Annotated in this window: 18 protein-coding genes and 3 pseudogenes; 12 read left to right on the top strand and 9 right to left on the bottom strand. The window is 62.7% G+C overall.

All coding sequences use genetic code 11. From position 1 onward, the window contains the following. The first annotated feature begins 77 nt into the window (after window positions 1–77). The 6 genes from AC0L3I_RS21410 to AC0L3I_RS21385 all read left to right on the top strand — a co-directional run bounded on the left by AC0L3I_RS21410 (window position 78) and on the right by AC0L3I_RS21385 (window position 6,690). Window positions 78–1,553 (top strand): ABC transporter substrate-binding protein, encoded by a 1,476-nt coding sequence (locus tag AC0L3I_RS21410; RefSeq protein ID WP_473528136.1) that lies wholly within the window; start codon window positions 78–80, stop codon window positions 1,551–1,553. Window positions 1,554–1,748: 195 nt separating this feature from the next. Continuing rightward, window positions 1,749–2,708, top strand: coding sequence for a carbohydrate ABC transporter permease (locus tag AC0L3I_RS21405; RefSeq protein WP_473528135.1), 960 nt, complete (start codon window positions 1,749–1,751; stop codon window positions 2,706–2,708). Next, on the top strand, window positions 2,705–3,595 hold the full coding sequence (locus tag AC0L3I_RS21400) for a carbohydrate ABC transporter permease (RefSeq protein ID WP_473528134.1): 891 nt from the start codon (window positions 2,705–2,707) through the stop codon (window positions 3,593–3,595). The genes AC0L3I_RS21405 and AC0L3I_RS21400 overlap by 4 nt, the downstream gene beginning before the upstream one ends. A 10-nt stretch (window positions 3,596–3,605) precedes the next feature. After that, window positions 3,606–4,703: an ABC transporter ATP-binding protein gene (locus AC0L3I_RS21395; RefSeq protein ID WP_473528133.1), complete on the top strand. Its 1,098-nt coding sequence runs from the start codon at window positions 3,606–3,608 to the stop codon at window positions 4,701–4,703. 50 nt (window positions 4,704–4,753) lie between these two features. Next, window positions 4,754–5,917, top strand: a complete 1,164-nt coding sequence (locus AC0L3I_RS21390) for a mandelate racemase/muconate lactonizing enzyme family protein (protein ID WP_473528132.1) — start codon at window positions 4,754–4,756, stop codon at window positions 5,915–5,917. A gap of 23 nt (window positions 5,918–5,940) precedes the next feature. Next, window positions 5,941–6,690 carry a ribonuclease activity regulator RraA gene (locus AC0L3I_RS21385; protein ID WP_473528131.1) on the top strand — a complete coding sequence of 250 codons (750 nt, stop codon included), beginning with the start codon at window positions 5,941–5,943 and terminating at the stop codon, window positions 6,688–6,690. A gap of 1 nt (window position 6,691) precedes the next feature. Here AC0L3I_RS21385 and AC0L3I_RS21380 read toward each other — a convergent pair. Further along, window positions 6,692–6,898, bottom strand: a pseudogene (locus AC0L3I_RS21380) (lipopolysaccharide biosynthesis protein); the annotation flags it as partial. Window positions 6,899–7,095: 197 nt separating this feature from the next. On the opposite strand from AC0L3I_RS21380, the pseudogene AC0L3I_RS21375 reads away from it, so the two are divergent. The 4 genes and pseudogenes from AC0L3I_RS21375 to AC0L3I_RS21360 all read left to right on the top strand — a co-directional run bounded on the left by AC0L3I_RS21375 (window position 7,096) and on the right by AC0L3I_RS21360 (window position 13,064). Then, window positions 7,096–9,253: pseudogene (locus tag AC0L3I_RS21375) on the top strand (GumC family protein). 123 nt (window positions 9,254–9,376) lie between these two features. Then, a complete protein-coding gene (folD, locus tag AC0L3I_RS21370) occupies window positions 9,377–10,276 on the top strand; it encodes a bifunctional methylenetetrahydrofolate dehydrogenase/methenyltetrahydrofolate cyclohydrolase FolD (RefSeq protein WP_473528130.1) in 900 nt (299 codons plus the stop codon). Window positions 10,277–10,294: 18 nt separating this feature from the next. Continuing rightward, window positions 10,295–11,293 carry a GlxA family transcriptional regulator gene (locus tag AC0L3I_RS21365; protein ID WP_473487183.1) on the top strand — a complete coding sequence of 333 codons (999 nt, stop codon included), beginning with the start codon at window positions 10,295–10,297 and terminating at the stop codon, window positions 11,291–11,293. Window positions 11,294–11,412: 119 nt separating this feature from the next. Continuing rightward, window positions 11,413–13,064, top strand: a pseudogene (locus AC0L3I_RS21360) (vWA domain-containing protein). A gap of 47 nt (window positions 13,065–13,111) precedes the next feature. Here AC0L3I_RS21360 and edd read toward each other — a convergent pair. The 4 genes from edd to AC0L3I_RS21340 all read right to left on the bottom strand — a co-directional run bounded on the left by edd (window position 13,112) and on the right by AC0L3I_RS21340 (window position 17,487). Then, window positions 13,112–14,956 carry a phosphogluconate dehydratase gene (edd, locus tag AC0L3I_RS21355; RefSeq protein ID WP_473528129.1) on the bottom strand — a complete coding sequence of 615 codons (1,845 nt, stop codon included), beginning with the start codon at window positions 14,954–14,956 and terminating at the stop codon, window positions 13,112–13,114. Window positions 14,957–15,028: 72 nt separating this feature from the next. Next, complete coding sequence (gene pgl / locus AC0L3I_RS21350) at window positions 15,029–15,745, bottom strand: 6-phosphogluconolactonase (protein ID WP_473528128.1); 717 nt, start codon at window positions 15,743–15,745, stop codon at window positions 15,029–15,031. Beyond that, complete coding sequence (gene zwf / locus AC0L3I_RS21345; protein ID WP_473487180.1) at window positions 15,727–17,196, bottom strand: glucose-6-phosphate dehydrogenase; 1,470 nt, start codon at window positions 17,194–17,196, stop codon at window positions 15,727–15,729. Before zwf ends, pgl begins: the two co-directional genes overlap by 19 nt. A gap of 90 nt (window positions 17,197–17,286) precedes the next feature. After that, window positions 17,287–17,487, bottom strand: a complete 201-nt coding sequence (locus tag AC0L3I_RS21340) for a hypothetical protein (RefSeq protein ID WP_473528127.1) — start codon at window positions 17,485–17,487, stop codon at window positions 17,287–17,289. A gap of 13 nt (window positions 17,488–17,500) precedes the next feature. On the opposite strand from AC0L3I_RS21340, the gene AC0L3I_RS21335 reads away from it, so the two are divergent. Continuing rightward, window positions 17,501–18,247: an SDR family oxidoreductase gene (locus tag AC0L3I_RS21335; protein ID WP_473487179.1), complete on the top strand. Its 747-nt coding sequence runs from the start codon at window positions 17,501–17,503 to the stop codon at window positions 18,245–18,247. 237 nt (window positions 18,248–18,484) lie between these two features. On the opposite strand, the gene AC0L3I_RS21330 is transcribed toward AC0L3I_RS21335, so the two are convergent. The 4 genes from AC0L3I_RS21330 to AC0L3I_RS21315 form a co-directional block, all read right to left on the bottom strand. Further along, the gene (locus tag AC0L3I_RS21330) at window positions 18,485–19,312 is read right to left on the bottom strand and encodes an SH3 domain-containing protein (RefSeq protein WP_473528126.1); all 828 of its coding nucleotides are present in this window, start codon (window positions 19,310–19,312) and stop codon (window positions 18,485–18,487) included. 229 nt (window positions 19,313–19,541) lie between these two features. Then, window positions 19,542–20,828 carry an NAD(P)/FAD-dependent oxidoreductase gene (locus AC0L3I_RS21325; RefSeq protein WP_473528125.1) on the bottom strand — a complete coding sequence of 429 codons (1,287 nt, stop codon included), beginning with the start codon at window positions 20,826–20,828 and terminating at the stop codon, window positions 19,542–19,544. Window positions 20,829–20,902: 74 nt separating this feature from the next. Then, window positions 20,903–21,271 (bottom strand): four helix bundle protein, encoded by a 369-nt coding sequence (locus AC0L3I_RS21320; RefSeq protein ID WP_473528124.1) that lies wholly within the window; start codon window positions 21,269–21,271, stop codon window positions 20,903–20,905. 32 nt (window positions 21,272–21,303) lie between these two features. Beyond that, window positions 21,304–22,740, bottom strand: coding sequence for a glutamine synthetase family protein (locus AC0L3I_RS21315; protein WP_165848439.1), 1,437 nt, complete (start codon window positions 22,738–22,740; stop codon window positions 21,304–21,306). 149 nt (window positions 22,741–22,889) lie between these two features. Here AC0L3I_RS21315 and AC0L3I_RS21310 point away from each other — a divergent pair, with 149 nt between their 5' ends. After that, entirely contained in the window at window positions 22,890–23,606 is a 717-nt protein-coding gene (locus tag AC0L3I_RS21310) for an HAD family hydrolase (RefSeq protein WP_473528123.1), read from the top strand. Window positions 23,607–23,662 lie beyond the last annotated feature (56 nt).

Genomic DNA, 23,662 nt, shown 5'->3' with positions numbered 1-23,662 from the left:
AAAGGCGTCCCGCGGTCGAACGAGCTAGACCGCTTTGCCTCGGCGCAGGGCGGCATGGAGAACCAGGGAGGATACCTATGACGAGGATTACGCTCGGCAGTGCGGTCCTGCGCGGCACTGTCGCCACTGCTTTGATGGCATCGCTGATGTCCACATCGGCGCTGGGAGCGCCGGTCGACCTCAGCAAATGGTCGCCGGAATATGTGCGCTCCATTGCGGGCACAGAGGATTTTGACACGGCGGCCGATTGCGCCAAGGTCACCCCGCTCGACTACAAGGGGCGACTGACGTTCTGGTATCAGGGCGTGTTCGAGGGCGACCCCGACCTTTTGCGCCAGTACTACAAGGATTTCTTCGAGACCTTCCGCAAGACCTATCCGAACATCCAGCTCGAGGAACAAGCCCTCACCTATAACGACCTTCTTGACAAATTCCGCACGGCGCTCCTGGGCAATGCCGCGCCGATGGCGGTCCGCCTGCAAATCCTGGGTGGTACCGAGTTCGCCTCAAAAGGCTACCTGGAGCCGCTCAAACCCGAGGATGTCGGGTATTCCACCGAGGACTTCTGGCCCGGCGCCATGAAGGCCGTGACCTGGGAGGGGGTGACCTACGGCATTCCAACCAACAATGAGACGATGGCGTTCATCTGGAACGCCGACATCTTCAAGCGTGCGGGCCTCGATCCGGACAAGGCTCCGGCAACCTGGGACGACGTCGTCAAGTATTCCAAGCAGATCCACGACAAGCTCGGCATTGCCGGTTACGGCCTCGTGGCTCGCAAGAATGCCGGCAATACGCCGTACCGCTTCATGCCGCAGCTGTGGGCCTATGGCGGCGGCGTCTTCGACGAAGCCACCGCGAACCCGACCTATGAGGAGGTCAAGCTCGATAGCCCGCAGAGCAAGGCCGCGCTGCAAGCCTCGTACGACATGTATGTTCGCGACAAGTCGGTTCCGGTTTCGGCACTCACCAACCAGCAGGCCGATAACCAGCCCCTGTTCCTCGCCGGCCAGCTCGGCATGATGATCTCGCATCCGTCCGACTACGACGTCATGCTCGACCTGCAGAAGAAGGCGACGGGCGCCGACAAGGATAAGGCGCAGACCGTCATCGACAACATGCGCTACGGCCTGATTCCCACTGGCCCCGACGGCAAGCGCGCGGTCGTTTTCGGCGGCTCGAACATTCACATCCTGAAGCCCGAATATGTCGAGGGCGGCAAGGTCGACGAGCCGGCCGCAAAGGCTATCATCTGCATGTGGACGAGCCCTGAATGGTCGCTGAAGATGGCCTACGCCGGCTCGAATCCGGGCAACCTTAACGGCTTCAAGACCAAATGGATGAAGGAACGTCTGGACAACATCAAGTTCCTCGATGTGACGACCTCGATGCTGCCATACGGCATCCCGTTCCCAGCACTGCCGCAGGCTCCCGAGATCATGAACATCATCGTCCCGGACATGCTGCAGAATGCCCTGACCGGAGCGATGACCGTCGACGAGGCAGCGGACGACGCGGCCAGGAAGGTAAGAGACCTGATGGGCGGACTCTGATGCATGTCGCGCAAAAGCATGCCCTCGGGCCTTGACCCGAGGGTGTGCAGCGGTTTTGCGATAACGACATGCATAAAATAACAACCTAAAGCGCGTCGCGTGAGGCCGATCAAACGCGACGCGCTTTAGTCCAGGCCTGACCGGCTGCACCGATAGTGCAGCCGGTTCGTTCAGAAGAAACAAGGGCGCGCCACAGTGACGATCGTGACCGGCAAGGCCGAGGCTCGCCGAAGATTGCAATCCGGCAGGCCCGGCGTGTTACGCGAGATATGGGAGCATCGCGCCGACTACGCGTACGTGCTCCCTGCGATCGCCGTGATGCTCGTCGTCATCGCCTATCCGATCTACTACACGATCGAGCTGTCGTTCTTCAAGACGCCGCCTGGCCTGCAACTTCGCGACAAGACCTTCATCGGCTTCGACAATTACGCGACCATCCTTACCAGCGAGGTGTTCTGGAGAGTCACCTGGAACACTCTGATCTGGACGCTGGGCTCCACTTTGATTGCCTTTGTCCTGGGGTTTGCCACCGCACTGGCGCTCCACCGCGAGTTTGTCGGCCGCGGTGTGCTGCGCGCAATCCTGATCATTCCCTGGGTCATCAGCGCGGTCGCCGCCTCCTATATCTGGAAGTGGATCTATCATTCGGACTTCGGGATCATCGGTGCGGTGCTGGTCGGCCTCGGATTGGCCGACCGACCGCCGAATTTCATCGACAGCGTCAGCACGGTGCTGCCTTCCCTGATCGTCGTCAATATCTGGCGCGAGTTTCCGTTTGCCATGATCATGATGATGGCCGGACTGCAGACCGTGCCCGAGCAGTTGCTGCGCGCCGCGCAGGTCGACGGCGCCAGCGCCTGGCAGCGCTTCTGGCACGTCACCTTTCCGCACTTGCGCAACGTCTCGACGGTGACGATCCTGCTGCTCGCCGTGGCCAACTTCAATTCCTTCATCATCCCCTGGATCATGACCGGCGGCGGGCCGTCCAACGCATCGCATATCTGGATCACCCACATTTATGAGCTCGCCTTCGGCCGGCAGCGCTGGGGCGTGGCATCTGCCTATTCGGTGCTCCTGTTCCTCACCCTGATGACGCTCGGCTATTTCTACGTCCGTGCGCTAAGCGGTAACGAGCGGCAAGAGGGGAGCGCATGAGCACGACTGCCGAGACAGCCCCGCGAGCCCTGAGCCGTCGCCGGATGCGCGTCGACGGATGGCGGTGGACCGGGCGCATCTTTCTCGCGTTCATGCTGCTTTACACCGCGGTGCCGATGATCTGGATGCTGATCACCTCGATCAAATCCGGGTTCGCGGCTATGGAATTCCCGCCGCAATGGTGGCCGGACGAACCTACCCTCGCCAGCTACGAGAAACTGCTCGATCCCCAGAACAGCGTCGGCCAGGACTTCCTCCGCTTCTTCTGGAACAGCCTTTTCGTGTCGACCGTCACGACAATCCTCTCGGTGATCGTCGCCGTCCCTGCGGCCTACGCGTTTTCGCGCTTCAGTTTCCCCGGCCGGAACTTCCTGTTCTTTGCCGTGCTGCTGCGCAACATGTTCCCGGCGGTGATCTTTCTCGTGCCGCTGTTCATCCTGATGCGCCTGCTCGGGTTGATGAATACGCATGGCTCGCTGATCCTCACCTATCTCACCTTCGGCCTGCCGCTGGCGATCTGGTTGCTCAAGGGCTTTTACGACAACATTCCGGTGCAGCTCGAGCAGGCGGCGCGCATCGATGGGGCAACGCGGTTCCAGGCCTTCATCTTGATTGTGATGCCGCTCTCGGCGCCGGGGATCATCGCCACCGCGATCTATTCGTTCATCGGCGCGTGGAACGAGTACATCTACGCCTACACCTTCCTCACCAAGAACGACCAGTTGACACTGCCGGTCGGCATCCAGCGCTTCTTCTCGGAAAATACGACGGACTTTCCAGGCCTGATGGCGGCCAGCTTCATGATGAGCGTGCCCGTCGTGGTGCTGTTCCTCGTCCTGCAACGATACTTCGTACGCGCCCTTACAGAAGGCGCGGTCAAGCACTAGGGAGTTGCCGATGGCCCACGTGGTCCTCAAAGATCTCGTCAAGTCCTATGGCAGCTTCAAAGCTGTCAACCACGTGTCGCTGACGGTCAATGACGGCGAGTTCGTTGCGCTCGTCGGCCCTTCAGGCTGCGGCAAGACAACCACGCTCAATCTCGTCGCGGGGCTGATCTCGATCACATCGGGCGACATCGTCATCGGCGACCGGGTGGTCAACGACCTCGACCCCAAGGACCGGGACATCGCAATGGTGTTCCAGAACTACGCGCTCTATCCGCAGAAATCGGTTTACAAGAACCTGGCCTTCCCGCTGCAGATGCGCAAACTGCCTAGGGACGAGATCGACAAGAAGGTCAAGGAAGCGGCGCGAGTGCTCGACATGACGCACCTGCTCGAGCGCAAGCCACGCGAACTTTCGGGCGGGCAGCAGCAGCGGGTGGCCCTGGGCCGTGCGCTTGTCCGCGACCCCGCGGTGTTCCTCATGGACGAGCCGCTCTCTAACCTCGATGCCAAACTGCGCGTGCAGATGCGGTCGGAGATCAAGCGCTTCCACCAAGACCTCAAGGCGACGATCATCTATGTGACGCACGACCAGCTCGAAGCCGTGACCATGGCCGACAAGATGGCGGTGATGAACGGCGGCTACCTGCAGCAATATGATTCACCGGCGCAGGTCTTTGCCCATCCCGTCAACATGTTCGTCGCCAGCTTCATAGGCAGCCCGGCGATGAGCCTTATTCCGCTGCAGGCATCGACGGCAAACGGCAACTCTGTGTTGACCGGCGCGGAGGGCTGGAGCTTTGAGCTCTCGCCGCGCAACGCCCAGAAGGTCGCAAGGGCAACGACCAGGAAAGTCGTGCTCGGCGCACGTCACTCGACGATCAAGCTGCACAAGAGCGCGGTACCCGGTGCCATTCCGGCCAAGGCCTACACGGTGGAGCCGACCGGAGACGTCACCTTCGTGCAGGCGTTCCTGTCCGGCGCCATCGTCAACGTCAGCGTGCCGCCGAACATTGCCGTCGCGCCCGATGAACAGATCTGGCTCGAGTTCGACCAGCAACGGATGCATCTGTTCGACGGCGAAACCGAAATGGCCCTCAAGGCCAACTGAGACAGGGCGCCAACTAAGACAGGGCGGATGCGTTTGGAACGTGGGCGCGGATGACTGAGAAGCTTAAGATCACCGCGATCAAGCCCTATCCAGTGTGGGTAGGAACGCGCAACCAGATGCTCGTCAAGGTCGAGACCGACCAGGGCATCTTCGGCTGGGGCGAGAGCGGCTTGAGTGGTCGCGAGAAAGCGGTGGCCGGTGCGGTCGAGCACTATCGCGAGTTTCTCATCGGCCGCGACCCGATGCAGATTGGCCGGATCTGGCAGGAGGTTTATCGCAGCCAGTACTTTGAGGGCGGGCGAGTTCTGCAGGCGGCGATTTCCGCCATCGACATCGCCCTTCACGACATCAAGGGCAAGGCGCTGGGGGTGCCGGTCTACGAGCTGCTAGGCGGCAAGCAGCGCTACCGCATTCCCACCTTCGCCTCGACCGGGGACGAGGCCGAAGGCGATGTTGCCATCGAACGAGCCCGCGAACTACGCGCACAGGGGTGGCAGGCGATCCGCTTCTTCCCCGTCGGGCAAAACAGCAGGGACATCTTCGAGCCGCGCGAGTCGATCGGCGCTACAGCGAGTATGCTAAACAAGGCGCGCGAAGCGCTGGGCGACGACGTTGTCCTCGGCATCGACTATCATCATCGGCTGTCGGTGGCCGAGGCGGCGAGCTTCTGCAACAAGCTCGGCCGCGGCGTGCTTGATTTCCTCGAGGAGCCGATACGGGACGAGACACCGGAGGCCTACGAATCCCTGCGTACGATGACCGACATCCCCTTTGCCATCGGCGAGGAATTTGCCAGCAAGTGGCAGTTCCTGCCCTACATCGAGCGCGGCATTCATCAGTTCAACCGGCTCGATGTTTGCAATGTCGGCGGGCTTACCGAGGCGATGAAAGTCGCTGGCTGGAGCGAGGCGCACTATGTGGACCTGATGCCGCACAATCCCCTTGGTCCGGTGTGCACGGCCGCGACCGTGCATCTCGCCGCCGCGGTACCCAACTTCGCGTGGCTCGAGACCAGGGATCCCGAAACAAAGCTGGGCTTCGACAATTCCGACTTCTTCCCCGTGCGACCACGGCTCGACGGGACCGACTATCCGGTCGGCGATCTGCCGGGGCTCGGCGTCGAGGTCAACGAGGAGGCGGTCCAGGCGGCGAGCTTTCGTTTTTGGGAAGCGCCTCACCTTAAGCGCCGCGACGGTTCTGTTACGAACTGGTAGTTGCCTTTCAACCGGAGTCCGCCATGACACATGCTCCCGACATCACCCGGCCGCCAAAAGACCTGATCGACGCGCTAAGGGAGATCGGCGCCGCGACGGTTGCCGGCACGCTTGGCCACATGGGCTTCCGCAATCCGCATATGGTCGGTCCAGTGGCGCAGAACCACGGGAAGTCGATTGTCGGGCCGGCGCTGACGCTGCAGTTCATGCCGCAGCGGCCGGACCTCTTCACCGAGGGAGAATATGCCGATCCAGAGACGCAACTGCACCGGCACGTGCTCTACCACGCCCAGCAGGGCGATGTGGTCGTGGTCGACGCGCGCGGCGACATGAGCTCGGGCGTCTTCGGCGATATGATGTCGACGTATTTCAAAGGCAGGGGCGGGGCGGGCATCGTCATCGATGGATGCATGCGCGACCGGCCTAATGTTGAAAAGCTCGATCTGCCCCTATGGCTGCGCGGCTGGACGCCAAATTATCATGTGCAGACCAGCATCTATCCCAATGCCGTCAACGTTCCGATTGCCTGCGGCGGTGTCACGGTGATCCCCGGCGACATCATCGTCGCCGATGACGACGGGGTGGTGGTGCTTCCCGTCGCAATGGCCGCAAAGGTGATCGAAGAATCACAAAAGCATCACGATTGGGAGGAGTTCTCACGAGTGAAGCTGATGGAGGGCGGGCCGTTGCAACGCTACTATCCGCTGCATGACGATGCCCGCGGGGAGTACGAGGAGTGGCGCAAAACAAACCGCGTGAAGAACCCAAGTTAGCGGCCGCCGACGCGGTGGCGAACATGCCGAACTCGGCGATGGACAGCGTGTTGGCCAGCGCGATGAAATAGGCGAGCGAAAACACCAGCCGCCCGGCCGCGCCGCTGATCGCCGAAAAATAGTCGCGAACCAGCCTCCGTCGCTTGGCCACGAAAGCGCCGATCCGGGCGAGGGGCCGCCTTTGCGGGATGTTGCTAGCCTGAGTCATGTGTCGAGACAGCATAGGCTGGAAAGTTAATGCGCGGTTCTGAGTGCTTTCGTTGCGTTCAAGAAAGACACAACCGAAGAGGGAAACCTTGTCTTCAAGGCAGGGAAATTAACCTTTTGTTTCCTATGCTTGTTTAGCGTGGATTAACTAATGGCTGACCGCGCGCGTCCAAGCCGCCAAGGGCAAGCTCCACGACAATGGTTGACAGGCAACACCGTGAAGATTGGAAGCGCGAACGGTCCTTGCTGGCGCTCGGCCAGGTGATGCGCGGCGAAGAAGAACCATCGCTGGTTTCGATCGGGGATCGGGCGGACCCGTCATGGCGCGAAGACGCCGCAACGCGCCATCGTCTCGCGCGCTCACGCCGCGAGGAGCGAGCGCATCCGGAATTTTCGGCAATCCCGGAGCCCTCGCTGACCCCGGAACGCCGGATGCCTCCGGAATTCTCGGCAAACGGCGAAACAAGCCAGTTTCAAGCCGATCATGCATCCGCTTCGGCCGCCCGGATACCGCCTGAGATCGACGACGCCGTTGACGCGGACCATGCGGAAGCCAGGCCGCGGGAGGCGCCGGTTGCGGCCCATGTTTCCGGGGACCGCCGTTTCGACGCCGATCCCCGACATGCCGGGTTCGATCCCCGATACGCCGCGTTCGAGCCTCGATACGCCGGTGACGAGCAGCGGTCTTCCCGTGAGGACGACGGCGGATGGAAGCCGTTGATCGATCCGATGCAGGTGGTCAGCGGCGTTGCTCGGTCAAAGCTGCTGATTGTTACCATGACGATACTGGGCGCCACGCTTGGCGTCGCGATCGCGTTGTCGACGCCGAAGACATACGAAGCCACTGCAGAGCTGATCGTCGACCCGCGCGACCTGAAGCTCACCGACCGCGATCTTACCCAATCGGTGGTTGCGTCCGACGCCACGCTGGCCATCGTCGAAAACCAGGTTCGCGTGCTCACCTCCGGCACCGTTCTCAACAAGGTCGTGGACAAGCTCAATCTGGTCAACGATCCGGAGTTCAACGGGCAAGGTTCCGACGGACTGGGCGTGATGACGCTCATCCGATCGATCCTGTCGCGCAATGACGGGCCGGGTGCCGATGAGGGCCGCCGCCGTGCGCTGGCCGTCGCCAATCTGGCGGAGAGCCTTTCGGTCGAGCGCGGCGGCAATACCTTCGTCATCTCCGTCAGCGCCATCACGCAAAATGGCGAGAAGTCGGCGCTCATCGCCAACACGATGACGGACGTTTTCCTCCAGACCTTCGGTCAGATCCAGTCCGATACCGCTGGACGCGCGACCAACGAACTGACGGGCAGGCTCGACGAGCTGCGCAAGGGCGTGGAAGTGGCCGAGCGCAAGGTCGAGGATTTCAGGGCCGCGCACGACCTCGTCGACGCACAAGGCCATCTGATCAGCGACGACGAGATGCTCAAGCTCAACCAGCAGCTCGCCATCGCCCGCGCGCGCACGCTGGAACTCAACGCCCGCGCGGCGTCGGCGCGCTCGATCGACGTGAATTCGGTTCTGAGCGGCACCTTGCCGGAGGAGATCAACTCCAACACCATGAGCGAATTGCGCTCGCAATATGCGACGCTCAAGCGGGGGGCCGACCGCGCCGCGATCCGGTTCGGGCCGCGCCATCCCGAGCTCCAGGCGCTCAATCCCCAGCTTGCCGGCTCACACGAGCGTATCGCCGGGGAACTGCGCCGCATCGCCTCGTCGCTGCAGGTCGACCTGAGGCGCGCCGTGCAGCTCGAACAGGATCTGGCCTCCCGGCTGGCGCAGTTGAAGGTCCGCAGCGGCGACGTCAACAGCGACCTGGTTACCCTGCGCGAACTGGAGCGCGAGGCCGCCGCCAAACGCTCCGTCTATGAGCAATATCTTCTGCGCGCCAAGGAAACCGGCGAGCAGAAGGGACATCAACACCGCCAATATCAACGTGATCTCCAAGGCCTTCGCCCCGCTCGAGCCGAACGGACCGTCGCGCGCCGTGACGGTGCTTGCCGGCCTGCTGGCGGGCCTCGCCTCTGGTGTCGGTCTGGGCGCCACGCGCGGCGCCTATGCGAGCCTGCGCGAAACCGCCAATTCGCGGCCGCGCCGCAGGGCACAAGAGCGCCGGACAGCCATTGAAGACAAAGCATACCAGGCGTCGCCGCCCGTTCCGCCCCATGCCGGACAGGTACCTCATCCGCAGCAGCAGCCGGTCTATCCTCGAGCCTCGTCGGACAAGGCAAATCAGGCTTCGGAAGCCGCTGAACAGCAAGCCTCCATCGAGGAAATCCGAGCCAGCCTGCGCGAATTCCGCGAAGCGGTTCGCGAACTCACCGAAAGCCGATCGCGGCGCTATTTCTGAGCGCCGAATAGAATAAAAGCCATCGGTTTCGAGTTAGCGGCATAAGACGGCGCTTTGACGGGATTGCCCGGTCGGGTTTTCGTGAAAATGCCGCCCGAAGCAGAACGATGTTGAGGGTGGTTCATGGCCGAGTTGATTGACGGAAAGAGCGTCGCCGAAGACGTGGTGCGGCGCGTCAAGGCCTTGACGATCGAACTGATGGAAAAGGGCGCGCACAAGCCCGGTCTTGCCGTGGTCATCGTCGGCGAGGATCCGGCGAGCCAGGTTTATGTCGCCTCCAAATCCCGCACCGCCAAGGAATGCGGCTTTCATTCGGTCCAGCACACGCTGCCGGCCGAGACCTCCGAACAGGAACTGCTTGATATCATCGGCGAGCTCAACGCCGATCCCGGCATCAACGGCATCCTGGTGCAGCTTCCGCTGCCTGGCCATGTCGATGCGGGCAAGGTCATCCAGGCAATAGCGCCGCAAAAGGATGTCGACGGCTTCCACTTCATCAATGTCGGCAAGCTCGGCACCGGCGAACTGGAGACGGCGTTCGTGCCTTGTACGCCGGCCGGCTCGATGCTGCTGATCGAGCGTGTGCGCGGCAAGGATCTTTCCGGGCTCAATGCGGTGGTCGTCGGCCGCTCCAACATTGTCGGCAAACCGATGGCCAATCTTCTGCTTGCCGCCAACTGCACTGTAACCATCGCGCATAGCCGCACGAAGGATCTGGCTGCACTGGCGCGCACCGCCGACATTCTCGTAGCCGCTGTCGGCAGACCCGAAATGGTCAGGGGCGACTGGGTCAAATCAGGTGCCACCGTCATCGACGTCGGCATCAACCGCATCGCGGCGCCCGAAAAGGGCGAAGGCAAGACCCGCCTCGTCGGTGACGTCGCCTATGCGGAAGCGGCGAAGACGGCCGGCGCCATCACGCCGGTGCCTGGCGGCGTCGGACCGATGACCATTGCCATGCTGATGGCCAACACGCTAGCTTCCGCCTATCTCGCGGCCGGATTGAAACGGCCATCTTTCTGAACCTGGAAAGCCTCAGCTTTGCCGAACCTCACTGTTCCCTCAGAGCGGCTGGTCACGAACGATCCCGTTCAAGGCGGCCGGCAGTTCGGGTTCCTGCTGGTCGACAAGTTTTCCATGTTCTCGCTGGCCGCCGCAATCGACACGTTCCGGTCGGCGAACCGGCTGCTCGGCCACGACTTCTATGGCTGGACGACGGTGTCGGCCGACGGCGATGCCGTCATGGCCTCCAACGGCCTGCCGCTCAAGATCGACTACGCTGTCGCCGATCTGCCGCCGGTCGATATCCTTTTCGTCTCGGTCGGGCTGACGACGGAGTTTCCCGGCAAGAGCAAGGTGCTGGCGGCGCTGCGCAGCTGGGGCCGGCGCGGCAACGCGCTCGGCGCACTGTCGGTCGGCTCCTATCTGCTCGCCGAGGCAGGCCAGCTCGAAGGCTATCGCTGCACCATCCACTGGGAAAACCGCGCCGGCTTCGTCGAGCGGTTTCCCGACATCAACTGCACCGGCAATGTCTTCGAGATCGACCGCAAGCGCTACACCTGCGCCGGCGGCACCACCTCGATCGACCTGATGCTGGAGATCGTGCGCGGCGATTTCGGCTCGAGCCTCGCCAACGGCGTCGCCAACCAGTTCCAGCACGAGCGCATCCGCTCTGCCGGAGACCGCCAGCGCGTCGGTCCTGAGCGCGACCTGACCGGCAAATCGGAAAAGTTGCGCCGCATCGTCGAGCTGATGGCCGATCATCTCGACGAGCCGCTGTCGGCGGTGCAGCTCGCCAAGTCGGCCGGCCTGTCGGTGCGTCAGGTCGAGCGGCTGTTCCTGCGTCACCTCACGGTGACGCCCGGCCGCTATTACATGCGGCTCAGGCTCGAGCGGGCGCGCGAATTGCTGCGCCAGACCAACATGCCGATCCTCGACGTGGCGATCGCCACCGGCTTCACCTCACACTCCTATTTTGCCCAGAGCTATCGGCTGCAGTTCGGCCGGCCGCCTTCCGAAGAGCGTCGCACGACGTACTGAGTGGTTTGGCTCAAGAGTTGTGGCCAACCTTCCCACGCCCGGCGTCCGGGCTTGTGTCCTGACGCGGCGTCAAATAGCTTCGCCCCCCTGACTGGCAAAGACTGACTGGGGGGATTTTCATGGCGGGACTTGCACGGAGCATCGCTGCGGCGATCCTCCTGTTGTGGATGACGACGCTCGGCCTTGCTGCCGACCAGGTCATCCTCATTCTCGATGCTTCCGGTTCGATGTGGGCGCAGATCGACGGCAGGCCCAAGCTCGAAATCGCCCGCGAATCGCTGCGAACGGTGTTGCAGTCGGTCCCCGCCGATAGGGAAATCGGCTTCATGGCCTATGGCCATCGCGAGAAGGGCAGTTGCGAGGATATCGAGCTCATCGTGCCGCCGCAGGCCGGCTCGGCAGCTGCTGTTTCCGCTGCCGCCGACAGCCTGAAATTCCTCGGCAAGACGCCGCTGACATCAGCCGTAAGCCAAGCGGCCGAGGCGCTGAAATACACCGAGGACAAGGCCACCGTCATCCTGATCACCGACGGGCTCGAGACCTGCAATGGCGATCCGTGTGCGCTCGCCAAGGAACTGAAGGCTGCCGGCGTCGACTTCACCGTAGACGTAGTCGGCTTCGGTCTGAGCGCGGACGAGGGCAGGCAGGTTGCTTGCCTCGCCGACAACACCGGCGGCAGATACATCCAGGCGTCCGACGAGCAAGCGCTGCGGGACGCGCTGGTCGAAACCATCGCCGCCGCACCTGCACCCGAATCAGCCCCTGCGCCGCAGCCGGCTCCCGAGCCGGAAAAGTCCAACTTCATGCCGGCCGTGGTGTTCGCCGAGGGCGGCGATCCCGTCACAGACGGCAATTCCTGGGAGATCTACAAGGCAAAGTCCGACGGCACGCGCGGCGACTACGTCACCACCGAATACGGGGCCTACAAAGGCAATCTGGAGCCGGGCGACTACAATAATTGTCGCACGCTATGGCGAGGCCAGGACCGAACAGAAGATAACGGTCGAGGCGGGCCAGGTCTACAAACCCCTCCTTACGCTGAATGCCGGCACGCTCATCATTCATCCGCGGCCAAGTGAGGGAGCCGACGTGGCCGATGGTGCGGCTGTCGTGATCGCCTATCCGGGCGTCGATACGCCCGCGACCTATTATGGCGACACCAAGGTCGTGTTGCCGGCCGGCGACCAGAAAGTGACGGTCAGGATCGGGCAGGGCGAGGTCACCGAAACCATCCCGCTCACTGCCGGCAAGGTCGTCGACAAGGATATCATCGTCGGCGTCGGCCATGTCGTTGCCAACGCCTACTACACTGCCGGCGGCGACAAGGCCGACGGCTCGGGCATTGGCTTCAAGGTGTTCAAGGCAAAAAAGAAGATCGACGGAACGAGGCAAGAGGTGGCTCATGCCTATGGCCCCGACAGCAAGTTCGATCTGCCGCCCCGATGATTATGTGCTGACGGCGACGGTCGACCTTGCCGTCGTCGCGCAGCCGTTCAGCGTCAAGGAGGGTGAGCATCAGGATCTGAAGATCGCCATCGATGCCGGCGTGCTGGCGATCACCGCGCCAGGGGCTTCGAAGATCGAGATTTTCGATCCGAAGAAGGACATCAACGGCAACCGCAAATCGCTCGGCTACGCCTATGACGAGAAATATCAGGCGGCGCTTCCGGCCGGCGACTACGCGGTCGTCTCGGAGAGGTTGGACAACAGCTCGAAGGAAAGCACGGTGACCATCACAGCCGGCGAGCGAGCCGAGCTGACGGTTCAGTAAGGACGCAGTTCGACGCCGGCAAAAGGGCGACCACGAGCCACCCTTTTTCACTGCAGCGCAAATTCCGCTGCGTTGTTTCCGAATGCGCTGGCGCCGTGGTCGGCACGGCCGACCATTTGCCGCAACCCGGCGAAAAGCTCGCGGCCGAAGCCGAATTCATTGGTGACAAGATCGCTGTCCGCCGCTCGCCGCAGCGCGAAATCGCCTGCCGGCACCAGCACTTCCAGCGTTCCGGCGTCGGCGTCGAGCCTGATGATGTCGCCTTCATGGATCCTGGCGATCGGCCCGTCCTCGACCGCCTCCGGCGTCACATGGATCGCAGCCGGCACCTTGCCGCTGGCGCCCGACATGCGCCCGTCGGTGACCAGCGCCACATGCTGGCCGCGATCCTGCAGGACGCCGAGCACGGTGGTCAGCTTGTGCAGCTCCGGCATGCCGTTGGCTTTCGGCCCCTGGAAACGAATGACGGCGATGAAATCGCCGGTCAACGTGCCGGCCTTGAACGCCTCGTTGAGCCCTTGCTGGCTGTCGAAAACCTTGGCCGGCGCCTCGATGATGCGCCGTTCCGGTTTCACCGCCGATGTCTTGATGACGGCATGGCCGAGATTGCCGGAGAGCATTTTCAGCCCGCCCGTCGGCTGGAACGCCTTCTTGAACGGCGCCAGCACCTTCTCGTCGCCGCTTTCGCGGGGCGCGGCCTCGCGCAGCACGCCGCCATCGGCGCCGAGCCTGGCCTCGACCGCATAAGGCCGCAGCCCTTCGCCCCATACCGTCTGGACGTCCTCGTGCAATATTCCCTCGTCGAGCAGTTCGCGGATCAGGAAGCCGAGCCCCCCGGCTGCGTGGAAATGGTTCACGTCGGCAAGGCCGTTCGGGTAGACCCGCGCCAGCAGCGGCACGGCTTCCGAAAGATCCGAAATATCCTGCCAGCTAATGGCGATGCCGGCCGCGGCTGCCATGGCGATCAGGTGGATGGTGTGGTTGGTCGATCCGCCGGTGGCGTGCAGGCCGACGATGCCGTTGACGATCGAGCGCTCGTCGATCATCCGGCCGGCCGGCGTGTAGGCGTTGCCGAGCGCGGTGATCGCAAGCGCCCGCTTCGTCGCCTCCCTGGTCAGCGCGTCGCGCAACGGCGTGCCGGGGTTGACGAAGGAGGCGCCCGGCGTGTGCAGGCCCATGATCTCCATCAGCATCTGGTTGGAGTTCGCCGTGCCGTAGAAGGTGCAGGTTCCCGGTCCGTGATAGGATTTGGACTCGGCCTCGAGCAGCTCGGCCCGTCCTGCCTTGCCTTCGGCATAGAGCTGGCGGACCTTGGCCTTCTCGTCATTGGGCAGGCCCGTCGTCATCGGCCCGGCCGGGATGAACACCGCCGGCAGATGGCCGAAGGTCAACGCCGCGATCACCAGCCCCGGCACGATCTTGTCGCAGACGCCGAGATAGACGGCGGCGTCGAACATGTTGTGCGACAGGCCGATCGCCGCCGCCATGGCGATCACGTCGCGCGAGAACAGCGACAGCTCCATGCCGGGCTGGCCCTGCGTGACGCCGTCGCACATCGCCGGCACGCCGCCGGCGACCTGGGCAATGCCGCCGGCCTCGCGCGCCGCGTCCTTGATCAGCGCCGGAAACGTCTCGAAAGGCTGATGCGCCGACAGCATGTCGTTATAGGAGGTGATGATGCCGAGGTTCGGCACCCGGTCGCCGCCAAGTGCCAGCTTTTCCGAAGGGCTGCAGACGGCAAAGCCATGGGCGAGGTTGCCGCAGGAAAGCACGGCCCGGTTGGCGGTGCGGCCCGAGGCCTCGGCGATGCGGCCGAGATATGCCTCGCGCCCCGGTCTGGAGCGTTGGCGGATGCGCTCGGTGATGGCTTCGATGTCGCGTCTCGCGGTCATGGCGTCGGTCCTTTCAGGCGAGGTCCCGCAAACACGGTCCGGCTATCCGCCGGGACCCCTCGGCAAGTTGAATCAGGGTGCCCAGAAAACCTGTACGGGTCTCTCGGCTGCGTCGAGCACGGCACGAATGGGTTTTCCCGTTTCCGATGCCATTGCGCTTTCGAAAGCCTTGCGCTTGTCTTCACCTTCGATGTGCAGTGCGAGGAAGCCGGCCCTGACGATCCGCGCCAGCGACAGCGTCAGGCGCGGCTCGCCGGCGCTTGCCGCGTGAACCGGGAGCACAACCCTTTCCGAGAACGGGTCGAGCAGTTTTTCCAGATTGTCGGCATCCGGAAAGAACGATGCGGTATGGCCATCGGCTCCCATGCCAAGCACGACCACATCGAGCGGCCAGGGCAGCGACCGCAACATCCTGCTGTCGGCCTCCAACGTATCGCCGATGCTTGCTGCCTCCTGATAGAGCGGCACGAAACGTGCGGCTGCGGCCGCGTTCTGCAAAAGATTGGCAGCGACCAGCCCGGCGTTGGAGCGCGGAGAGGAGGCCGGCACGCAACGCTCGTCGACCAGCGTCACCGTGACCTTGTTCCAGACGATCGGGATATTCGAAAGCGATGCGAAAAATTTCGCCGGCGTCGTGCCGCCGGAAACGGCGAGCAATGCCGTGCCGCGCTCAGCGATTGCATTGGTCAGGCGGCCTGCGACGTGGCCGGCAAGTGCTGCCGCCAGGTCCTGGCGTTCGGCAAACGCGTGCCAGCTATACGCGGCGCTGTTCAATTGCTCTCGTGCCATGTCCGCCCGTCGCGTTCGATCAGCGCAATCGAAGCCGAGGGGCCCCATGTGCCGGCCGTATAGCCCTGCGCCTCTTGCCTGGCGCTTTCCCATGCGTCCTGGATCGGGTCGATCCACTTCCACGCTGCCTCGACCTCGTCGCGGCGCATGAACAGCGTCTGGTTGCCACGGATGACGTCCATGATCAGTCGCTCATAGGCGTCGGGCGCGCGGCCGTCGAAGGATTGCGCGAAGCTCATGTCAAGCGGGATCTGGCGCAGCCGCATGCCGCCGGGCCCCGGATCCTTGATCATGATGAACTGCTTGACGCCTTCGTCGGGCTGCAGCCTGATGACCAGCTGGTTTGCCGAGATCGGCCCGGCGCTGTCGCCGAAGATCGAATGCGGGATCGGCTTGAATTCGATGACGATCTCCGAAACGCGTGTCGCCAGCCGTTTGCCCGTTCTGAGGTAGAACGGCACGCCCGCCCAGCGCCAGTTGCCGATTTCGGCCTTGAGCGCAACGAAGGTCTCAGTGTTGCTGTTCTTGCCGAGCTCCTCGACATAACCTTTCACTGGCCCGCCGGCCGAGGCCCCGGCACGGTACTGGCCGCGTACTGTGTGCTTGGGGGCTTCGTTGCCGTTAATGCGTTTCAGCGCGCGCAACACCTTTAGTTTTTCGTCGCGCACCGCATCGGCGTCCATCGACGACGGCGCCTCCATCGCGACGAGGCAGAGAAGCTGCAGCATGTGGTTCTGCACCATGTCGCGCAGCGCACCGGCCTTGTCGTAGTAGGTGACGCGGTCTTCGAGACCGACGGTCTCGGCTACGGTGATCTGCACATGGTCGACATTCGCGGAATTCCACAGCGGCTCGTAGAGCGCATTGGCAAAGCGCAGCGCCATCAGGTTCTGCACCGTCTCCTTGCCGAGATAGTGATCTATGCGAAAAATCTGGCTTTCATGGAAATCGTCGCCGACCAGATCGTTGAGCTCGCGCGCCGAGGCGAGATCGCGCCCGATCGGCTTCTCCAGCACGATGCGCGAGTTCGGCGTGATCAGCCCGTTCTCTTTCAGCTTGTGCGAGATTTCGCCGAACAGCGCCGGCGCCACCGCCAGGTAGAAGGCGCGGATGCATTCGCTGTCGCCGATCGCCTTCTTCAATTTGTCGAAGCCCGCGCCGGTCGTCGCGTCGGCCGAGACATAGGAAAGCCGGCCAAGAAACGTCTTCAACTCCGTGGCGTCGATATCGGCCGGCTTCACATGGTCGGAAATCGCTTGCCTGGCGAACGCCTGGAATTCCTCGTCGGTCATCTTCGAGCGCGAGGTGCCGATGATGCGCGTCGGTTCGGAAAACTGATGGCCGCGCTGGCGGTGATACAGCGACGGCAAAAGCTTGCGTTCCGAAAGATCGCCGGTGCCGCCGAAAATGATGAAGTCGAAAGGGTCGACGGGAATGATCTGGCTGGTCATGGTCTGTCCGCTTTGACGCCGGTCGCTGTGACGCGGTCGGTATAATCTAATCGATTTAGATTTTCCAGTGCCACGGCGTCACACCCAAGGCTAATCGGGTTTTACCGATTGGTCCTGAGGTGTGCCCTTGACACTGGCGCAACCCGGCGGCTTGTCGGCAACGTGTTCCGGGAGGCCTTCGCAGTTGCAGCATAGAGCGGGATCGAGGCGAAAGCCAAAGGAGAAATCGAGGGTATATTGATCTTTCGGCAGCCATTGCCGGCGGCTGCCCGAGCGATCGTCTTCAATCATGAGTGAGAAAGCCATGCGCCTGGAAAACAAAGTAGCCATTATCACCGGTGCCGCGTCAGGTTTCGGCGAGGGTATCGCCAAGCGCTTTGCCGAAGAGGGCGCCAAGGTCGTTGTCGCCGACCTCAACGCCAGGGGCGCCGAACGCGTCGCCAACGAAATCGGCCGGGCTGCGATCTGGACCCAGACGGACGTCTCGACGCGTTCCGAGTTCGACGAGATGGTCGATGCCGCAAAGAGTGCCTTCGGCCGCATCGATATCATGGTCAACAATGCCGGCTACACCCATCGCAACGGCGATATGCTCGAGGTCGACGAGACGACCTTCGATCTGATCACGGCCGTCAACATGAAGGCGATCTATCACGCCGCTCTGGCGGTCGTGCCGGTCATGGATAGGCAAGGCGGCGGCGTTATCCTGACCACGGCCTCGACCGCCGGCATCAGGCCGCGGCCTGGCCTCACCTGGTACAATGCGTCGAAGGGCTGGGCGATCACCGCGACCAAATCCATGGCGGTGGAACTCGCGCCGAAGAACATCCGCGTCAACTGCCTGTGTCCGGTCGCCGGCGAGACCGGCATGCTGGAAAAATTCATGGGCGCCGACACACCCGAAATCCGCGAGAAATTCCGTGCGTCGATCCCGCTTGGCCGACTTTCGACGCCGCTCGACATAGCCAACGCGGCGCTCTGGCTGGCTTCGGACGAGGCGGCTTTCATCACTGGCGTGGCGCTGGAAGTCGACGGTGGACGGTGCATCTGAGCCGTCCGGCGCTGTCGGGTTCAAGTTTGACTTGATCGCTCTTCGCACCCGGCGGCTGATTGCGTCAGCCAAATGAGCCGTGGGCAACGTCAAAGAATGGGCTGACCGGCCCCTAAAGCGCGTCGCCTTTGAATGGACTCATGCGACGCGTTTTAGGTTCTTGTTTTTATGCATGTCGTTGTCGCAAAACCGCTGCAGCACCTTCAAGCCCGAGGGCATGCTTTTGCGCGACATGCATTAGGCGCCGGTCTTGACGAAGCTCTTGTAGATCCAGCCGCGTTTGCCGTTGTAGACGATCTGGCACCATTTCTTGCAGCCCATCACCTGAACCGAGGTCTTGGCGGGAATGGTGACGATGGCGGGCGCACTGTTCTTCGGACCGGTGCGCATGGTGACGCCCCTGAGGATGCGTCCGGTATCTGCCGCGCTCGGCTGCTTGGCCTCGACTTTGGCCTGGGTGGCATCCTTCTGTGTCGCCGCCGGCTCTTCCGGCTTCGGGGAGGGAATGGCGGCGGTTTGCGCACCGTCCGTCGCCGTCTTGTTGGGAGCGGCGACTTTGGCAAGCAATGCTGCCACTTTGGTTTTCGCTGCCGGATCGGCGAGTGCCGACGCGGCGGACGGTTTGTCTGCCGTTTTTTCAGCCTGGCCTGCCATCTGGCCGGGTGTGGTCTTCGGTCCCGATCCTGTCCAGCGAGGATCATTGGGCGCCAGCGCCGCTATCTCGGCCTTCGCTGCAACCATCGCCGGAGAAACCGCATCGGTCTTGCCCGTGCCCTGCTGCACCGCGGCGACCTTCGAGGCCGCAGCCGGCACGATCCTTGATGTTTTTACCGGAATGCTTGAAACGATCTGCTCGGGACTCGCAACCACTTGTCTCTCGGTGGCCGGCAATGCCAGCCATAGCGCCACCGCGGCGACGCCAAGCAGCGCTGCTGTGCCAAACGCGGCGATAACCAGATGCAGGTTCGACCGGATTTGCCGCCAGAACCTGGGCTGCATGTCGTAGCCAAACTGCACCGCAAAGCGCCGTCGTTCCGGCGCGCCGAAACTGAAGGGCTCTCTCACTCTTACAACCTCCATTTGCGGGCCGACGTTCTTACGACCTATGCAGGGAAAACCGGCAATTGGTCGGCATCGGTCCCAAACCAACGCGGGCAGGCCCGCAAACTCCCTATTCAACTGCCCTGAGCCCGCATCCTTTGCCAGCGATTGTGGCATCACTGCGCCCTTGCCGGGCGGATTCTGCACCTTTGCGAGAGATTCTGCAACTTGCAAGGGATTTTGCAACCTATGGTTAGATACGGTCTCTTAAGGCATACCAGTTGAGCGCAAGAAACAGCAGAGGCGCGCGGAAGCGCCGGCCACCGGGAAAGGACGGGATTTTCAGGTCCTCGATCAGCCTCAGCCGGTCCCGGTTGCCGGCAACGGTTTCGGCATAGAGCTTGCCGAAAAAGTTCGACAGCATGACGCCGTGGCCAGAGTAGCCGCCGACCGAGATCACATTGGGCATCACCTCGCGCACGAAGGGTTTTCTCGGCATCGTGATGCCGACATAACCGCCCCAGCCATGGGTGATCTCGATGTCCTTCAGTGCTGGGTAAAGCTCGGCGATCTGCCGGCGGATGTGGACATGGATGTCTTTCGGATCGTTGACGGCATAGATCTCGCGCCCGCCGAACAGCAGCCGCCCATCCGTCGATTTGCGGAAGTAGCGCACGACGAAGCGGGAATCATCGACCGCCTCACCGCCCGGCAGCACGTTTGTGTCAGCCCCCAGCGGCACCGTCGCGCCGATGAAGGAGCCGATCGGCATGATGTGCGCGGCGCTGATCGGCTCGAGCGTGCCGCCATGAGCGTTGACGCCGATCAGACATTTCTCGGCTGATATCGTGCCCTTCGGCGTCGTAACTCTGACCTTGCCGCCAAGCGATGCGATGTCGATTGCCGGCGTCTGCTCGAACAGCTGCGCGCCCGACTGCGCCGCCACCTTTGCCGTGCCGATCACCAGCTTCAGCGGATGGATGTGCCCGGTGCCGGTGTCGCGGGTGCCGCCGAAGTAGCGCGCCGAGCCCAGCCGCTCCGCCGTCTCCTTGGCGTCCATGAAGGTGATGTGCGGGTAGCCGAAGCGGTTCGCCATGATCTCGGCATGTGCCTTGTAATCGTCGACATAGCGCTGCTTGTGCGCCACCGACATCTGGCCGGGCATGTAGTCGATCTCGATCTTGTTGGCGGCGGCGAACTCGAGGAGATGCGCCTTGGCCTCTTCGGCGAGGTCGAACAGCGCCTTGGCACGGGAAAAGCCGTATTCCGCCTCCAGTTCCTCGGCCCAGGCGCGCTGGCCGGTGCCGAGTTGGCCGCCATTGCGGCCCGATGCGCCGTCGCCGAAACGATGCGCTTCGATCAGCACGACATTGCTGCCGGCCTTGGCGAGGTGTGCCGCCGCCGACAGGCCGGTAAAGCCGCCGCCGACGATCACGACGTCGCATGTCCGGTCGCCGTCGAGCGCCGGATATTCGGGCCGCGGCCCGGCCGTGTCCTCATACCAGGAGCGGCCGGGGGAGATTGGGGATTGGTAGGGCATGATGCTCAAGTAGGGGAATAGGGGAGTAGGGGAGTAAGGGAATAGGGGAATAGGGGAATAGGGGAGGGGAGATGCTAGTCGGCTGAAAGTTTGCGGATTAGAAGTCGAAGAAGCTTTCCTGCACTTTCGGTGCTCGCCAACAATGGCGCCGCGGTGGCATTCGGCGTGATGCCGGTACGCTCAGCGATCAGAAGCTGAGTTTCCAGTTCCTTCAGTGACCCTTGAGCGATACGGAGGAATTGCTGATAGGAACCCCTGACCTCTCTGCCATAGCCTTCCGCTATGTTCGCCGGCACCGAGCTTGCCGCGCGCCGCACTTGGCTGGTCAGTCCATAAAGCTCCTCCTTCGGCCAGGATTTCGTCGCGCCGTACACAGCCACCGCAAGGTCCATTGCCTGCTGCCAGACTATTAAGTCCTTGTAAGAACCCGTTTTCTCAGCCATTCGCCCTACTCCCCTCCTCCCCTCCTCCCCTCCTACACATTCAACAACAGATACTCCCGCTCCCACGGGCTGATCACTTCCATGAAGGTCTCGAATTCCGCCCGCTTGATCGCCGCATAGGTTGCGGCAAACGACTTGCCGAGCAGCGCGCAGAGTTCCTCGTCGGCTTCGAACAGGTCGACGGCTTCGAGCAGGCTGCGCGGCAGGTCGATCTCTGCCTCGTTGGCGGTGGTGAGAACCGGCGGTTCGGCCTTGATCTTGTTGGTCATGCCGATCAGCCCGCAGGCGAGCGATGCGGCCAGCGCCAGATAGGGATTGGCGTCGGATGAGGGGATGCGGTTCTCGACGCGCCTGGCTGCCGGGTCGGAGCGCGGGACGCGGAAGGCGGTGGTGCGATTGTCGTAGCCCCATTTGTTGTTGACCGGCGCGGAAGCCGACTGCGTCAGCCGGCGGTAGGAATTGACGTAGGGCGCAAACATTACCAGCGCGTTCGGCACATGTTTCTGCATGCCGCCGAGGAAATGGAAGAAGGCTTCGGTTTCCGAGCCGTCCTCGGCAGAAAAGACGTTCTTGCCGGTCTTCTTGTCGATGATCGACTGGTGGATATGCATGGCCGACCCGGGCTGCCCCTGGATCGGCTTGGCCATGAAGGTGGCGTAGATCTCATGCTTCAGCGCCGCCTCGCGGATGGTGCGCTTGAACATGAACACCTGGTCGGCGAGTTCGATCGGATCGCCATGGCGCAGATTGATCTCGAGCTGGCCGGCGCCTTCCTCGTGGATCAGCGTGTCGATCTCCAGGCCCTGGCTTTCGGAGAAATGGTAGATGTCGTCGATCAGTTCGTCGAACTCGTTGACGCCGGCGATCGAATAGCCGGCGCCACCGCCGATCGCCCGTCCCGAACGCCCGACCGGCGGCGTCAGCGGGTAGTCCGGATCGGGATTCTTGCGCACCAGGTAGAACTCGATCTCGGGTGCCACCACCGGCTTCAGCCCGCGCTTGTCGTAAGCGGCAAGCACACGCTTCAGCACGTTGCGCGGCGTGAACTCGACCGAGCGGCCGTCCTGGTGGACGAGGTCGCAGATGACCGCCGCCGTCGGGTCCTCTTCCCACGGCACCACGGTCAGCGTCGACAGGTCCGGCATCAGCTTGAGGTCGCCGTCGTCCTCCGGATAGTGGAAGCCGTTGCCGTCTTCCGGGTAGCCGCCGGAGATCGTCGTCATGAACACCGCCGAAGGCAGCGCCAGTGAGGTGTTGGAGGTGAATTTCTTCGACGGCATCATCTTGCCGCGCGCAACACCGGCCTGGTCGGGTGTGATGCATTCGATATCCTCGATGCCGCGCCACGCCAGCCAGGCGCCGACTTCCTTCCAGTTTTTCACACCACGTTGATTTTTCACGAAGGCAGGCGTGCGGATACGTCCTCCGCGGCTCGACGGACGGACTTCCTTTTTTGCAGGCGGCATCATTCACCAGATTGGGTTGCGGATTTGGGAGTATAGCCGGGGCCGGCGATGGAAGGGAAGGGGAGCGCGGTTGCGTTCGCCTGCCCAGTTGAAAACCGCCCCAAGCAGCTTAGGTTCGACGCAAGTTCAATGACCTCGGTTGAAGACATCGAATGCAGAACAATCATGAATTGACCACGATCGGCTTCGATGCCGACGACACGCTCTGGCAGAACGAGCAGTTCTTCCGCATGACCGAAAAGCGCTTTGCCGCGCTGCTCGCCGATCATGCCGAGGAGGAGCACATCTCGGCAAGATTGCTGGAGGCGGAGAAGCGCAACCTCGCCGTCTACGGCTTCGGCATCAAGGGGTTTACCCTATCGATGATCGAAACGGCGATCGAGATTACCGAGGGCCGCGCGCCGGCCTCGGTCATCGCCGAGATTCTTGCGGCGGGCCGCGAGATGCTTGGCCATCCGATCGAGGCGCTGCCCCATGCGCGCGAAACCGTTGAAAAGCTGGCGGGCGCGTATCGCCTGGTGCTGATCACCAAGGGCGACCTTTTCGATCAGGAACGCAAGCTGGCGCAATCGGGCCTCGGCGACCTGTTCGATGCCGTCGAGATCGTCAGCGACAAGAGCCCCGCTACTTATAGCAGCATCTTCAGCCGCCACGGTGATGGCGCCGAAAAAAGCATGATGGTCGGCAATTCGCTCAAGTCGGACGTGGTGCCGGCCATCGAGGCCGGCAGTTGGGGTATCCACGTGCCGCATGAGCTGACCTGGGTGCTGGAACATGTCGAGCCGCCGGTCACCGCGCCTCGCTTCCGCCAGATAGCCGATCTCTCGGAACTGCCCGGGCTGGTCGAAAGCATCGGGAAAGCCAGCTGATTGCTTGTCCCGGCGTCGAACCGGACGTGCGCCGCAGCGCATCGATGCCGGACATT

The sequence above is a fragment of the Mesorhizobium sp. WSM4840 genome, assembly GCF_055811755.1.
The sequence above is the reverse complement of the archived record's forward strand: the minus strand, read 5'-3'. Positions and strand labels throughout refer to the sequence as shown.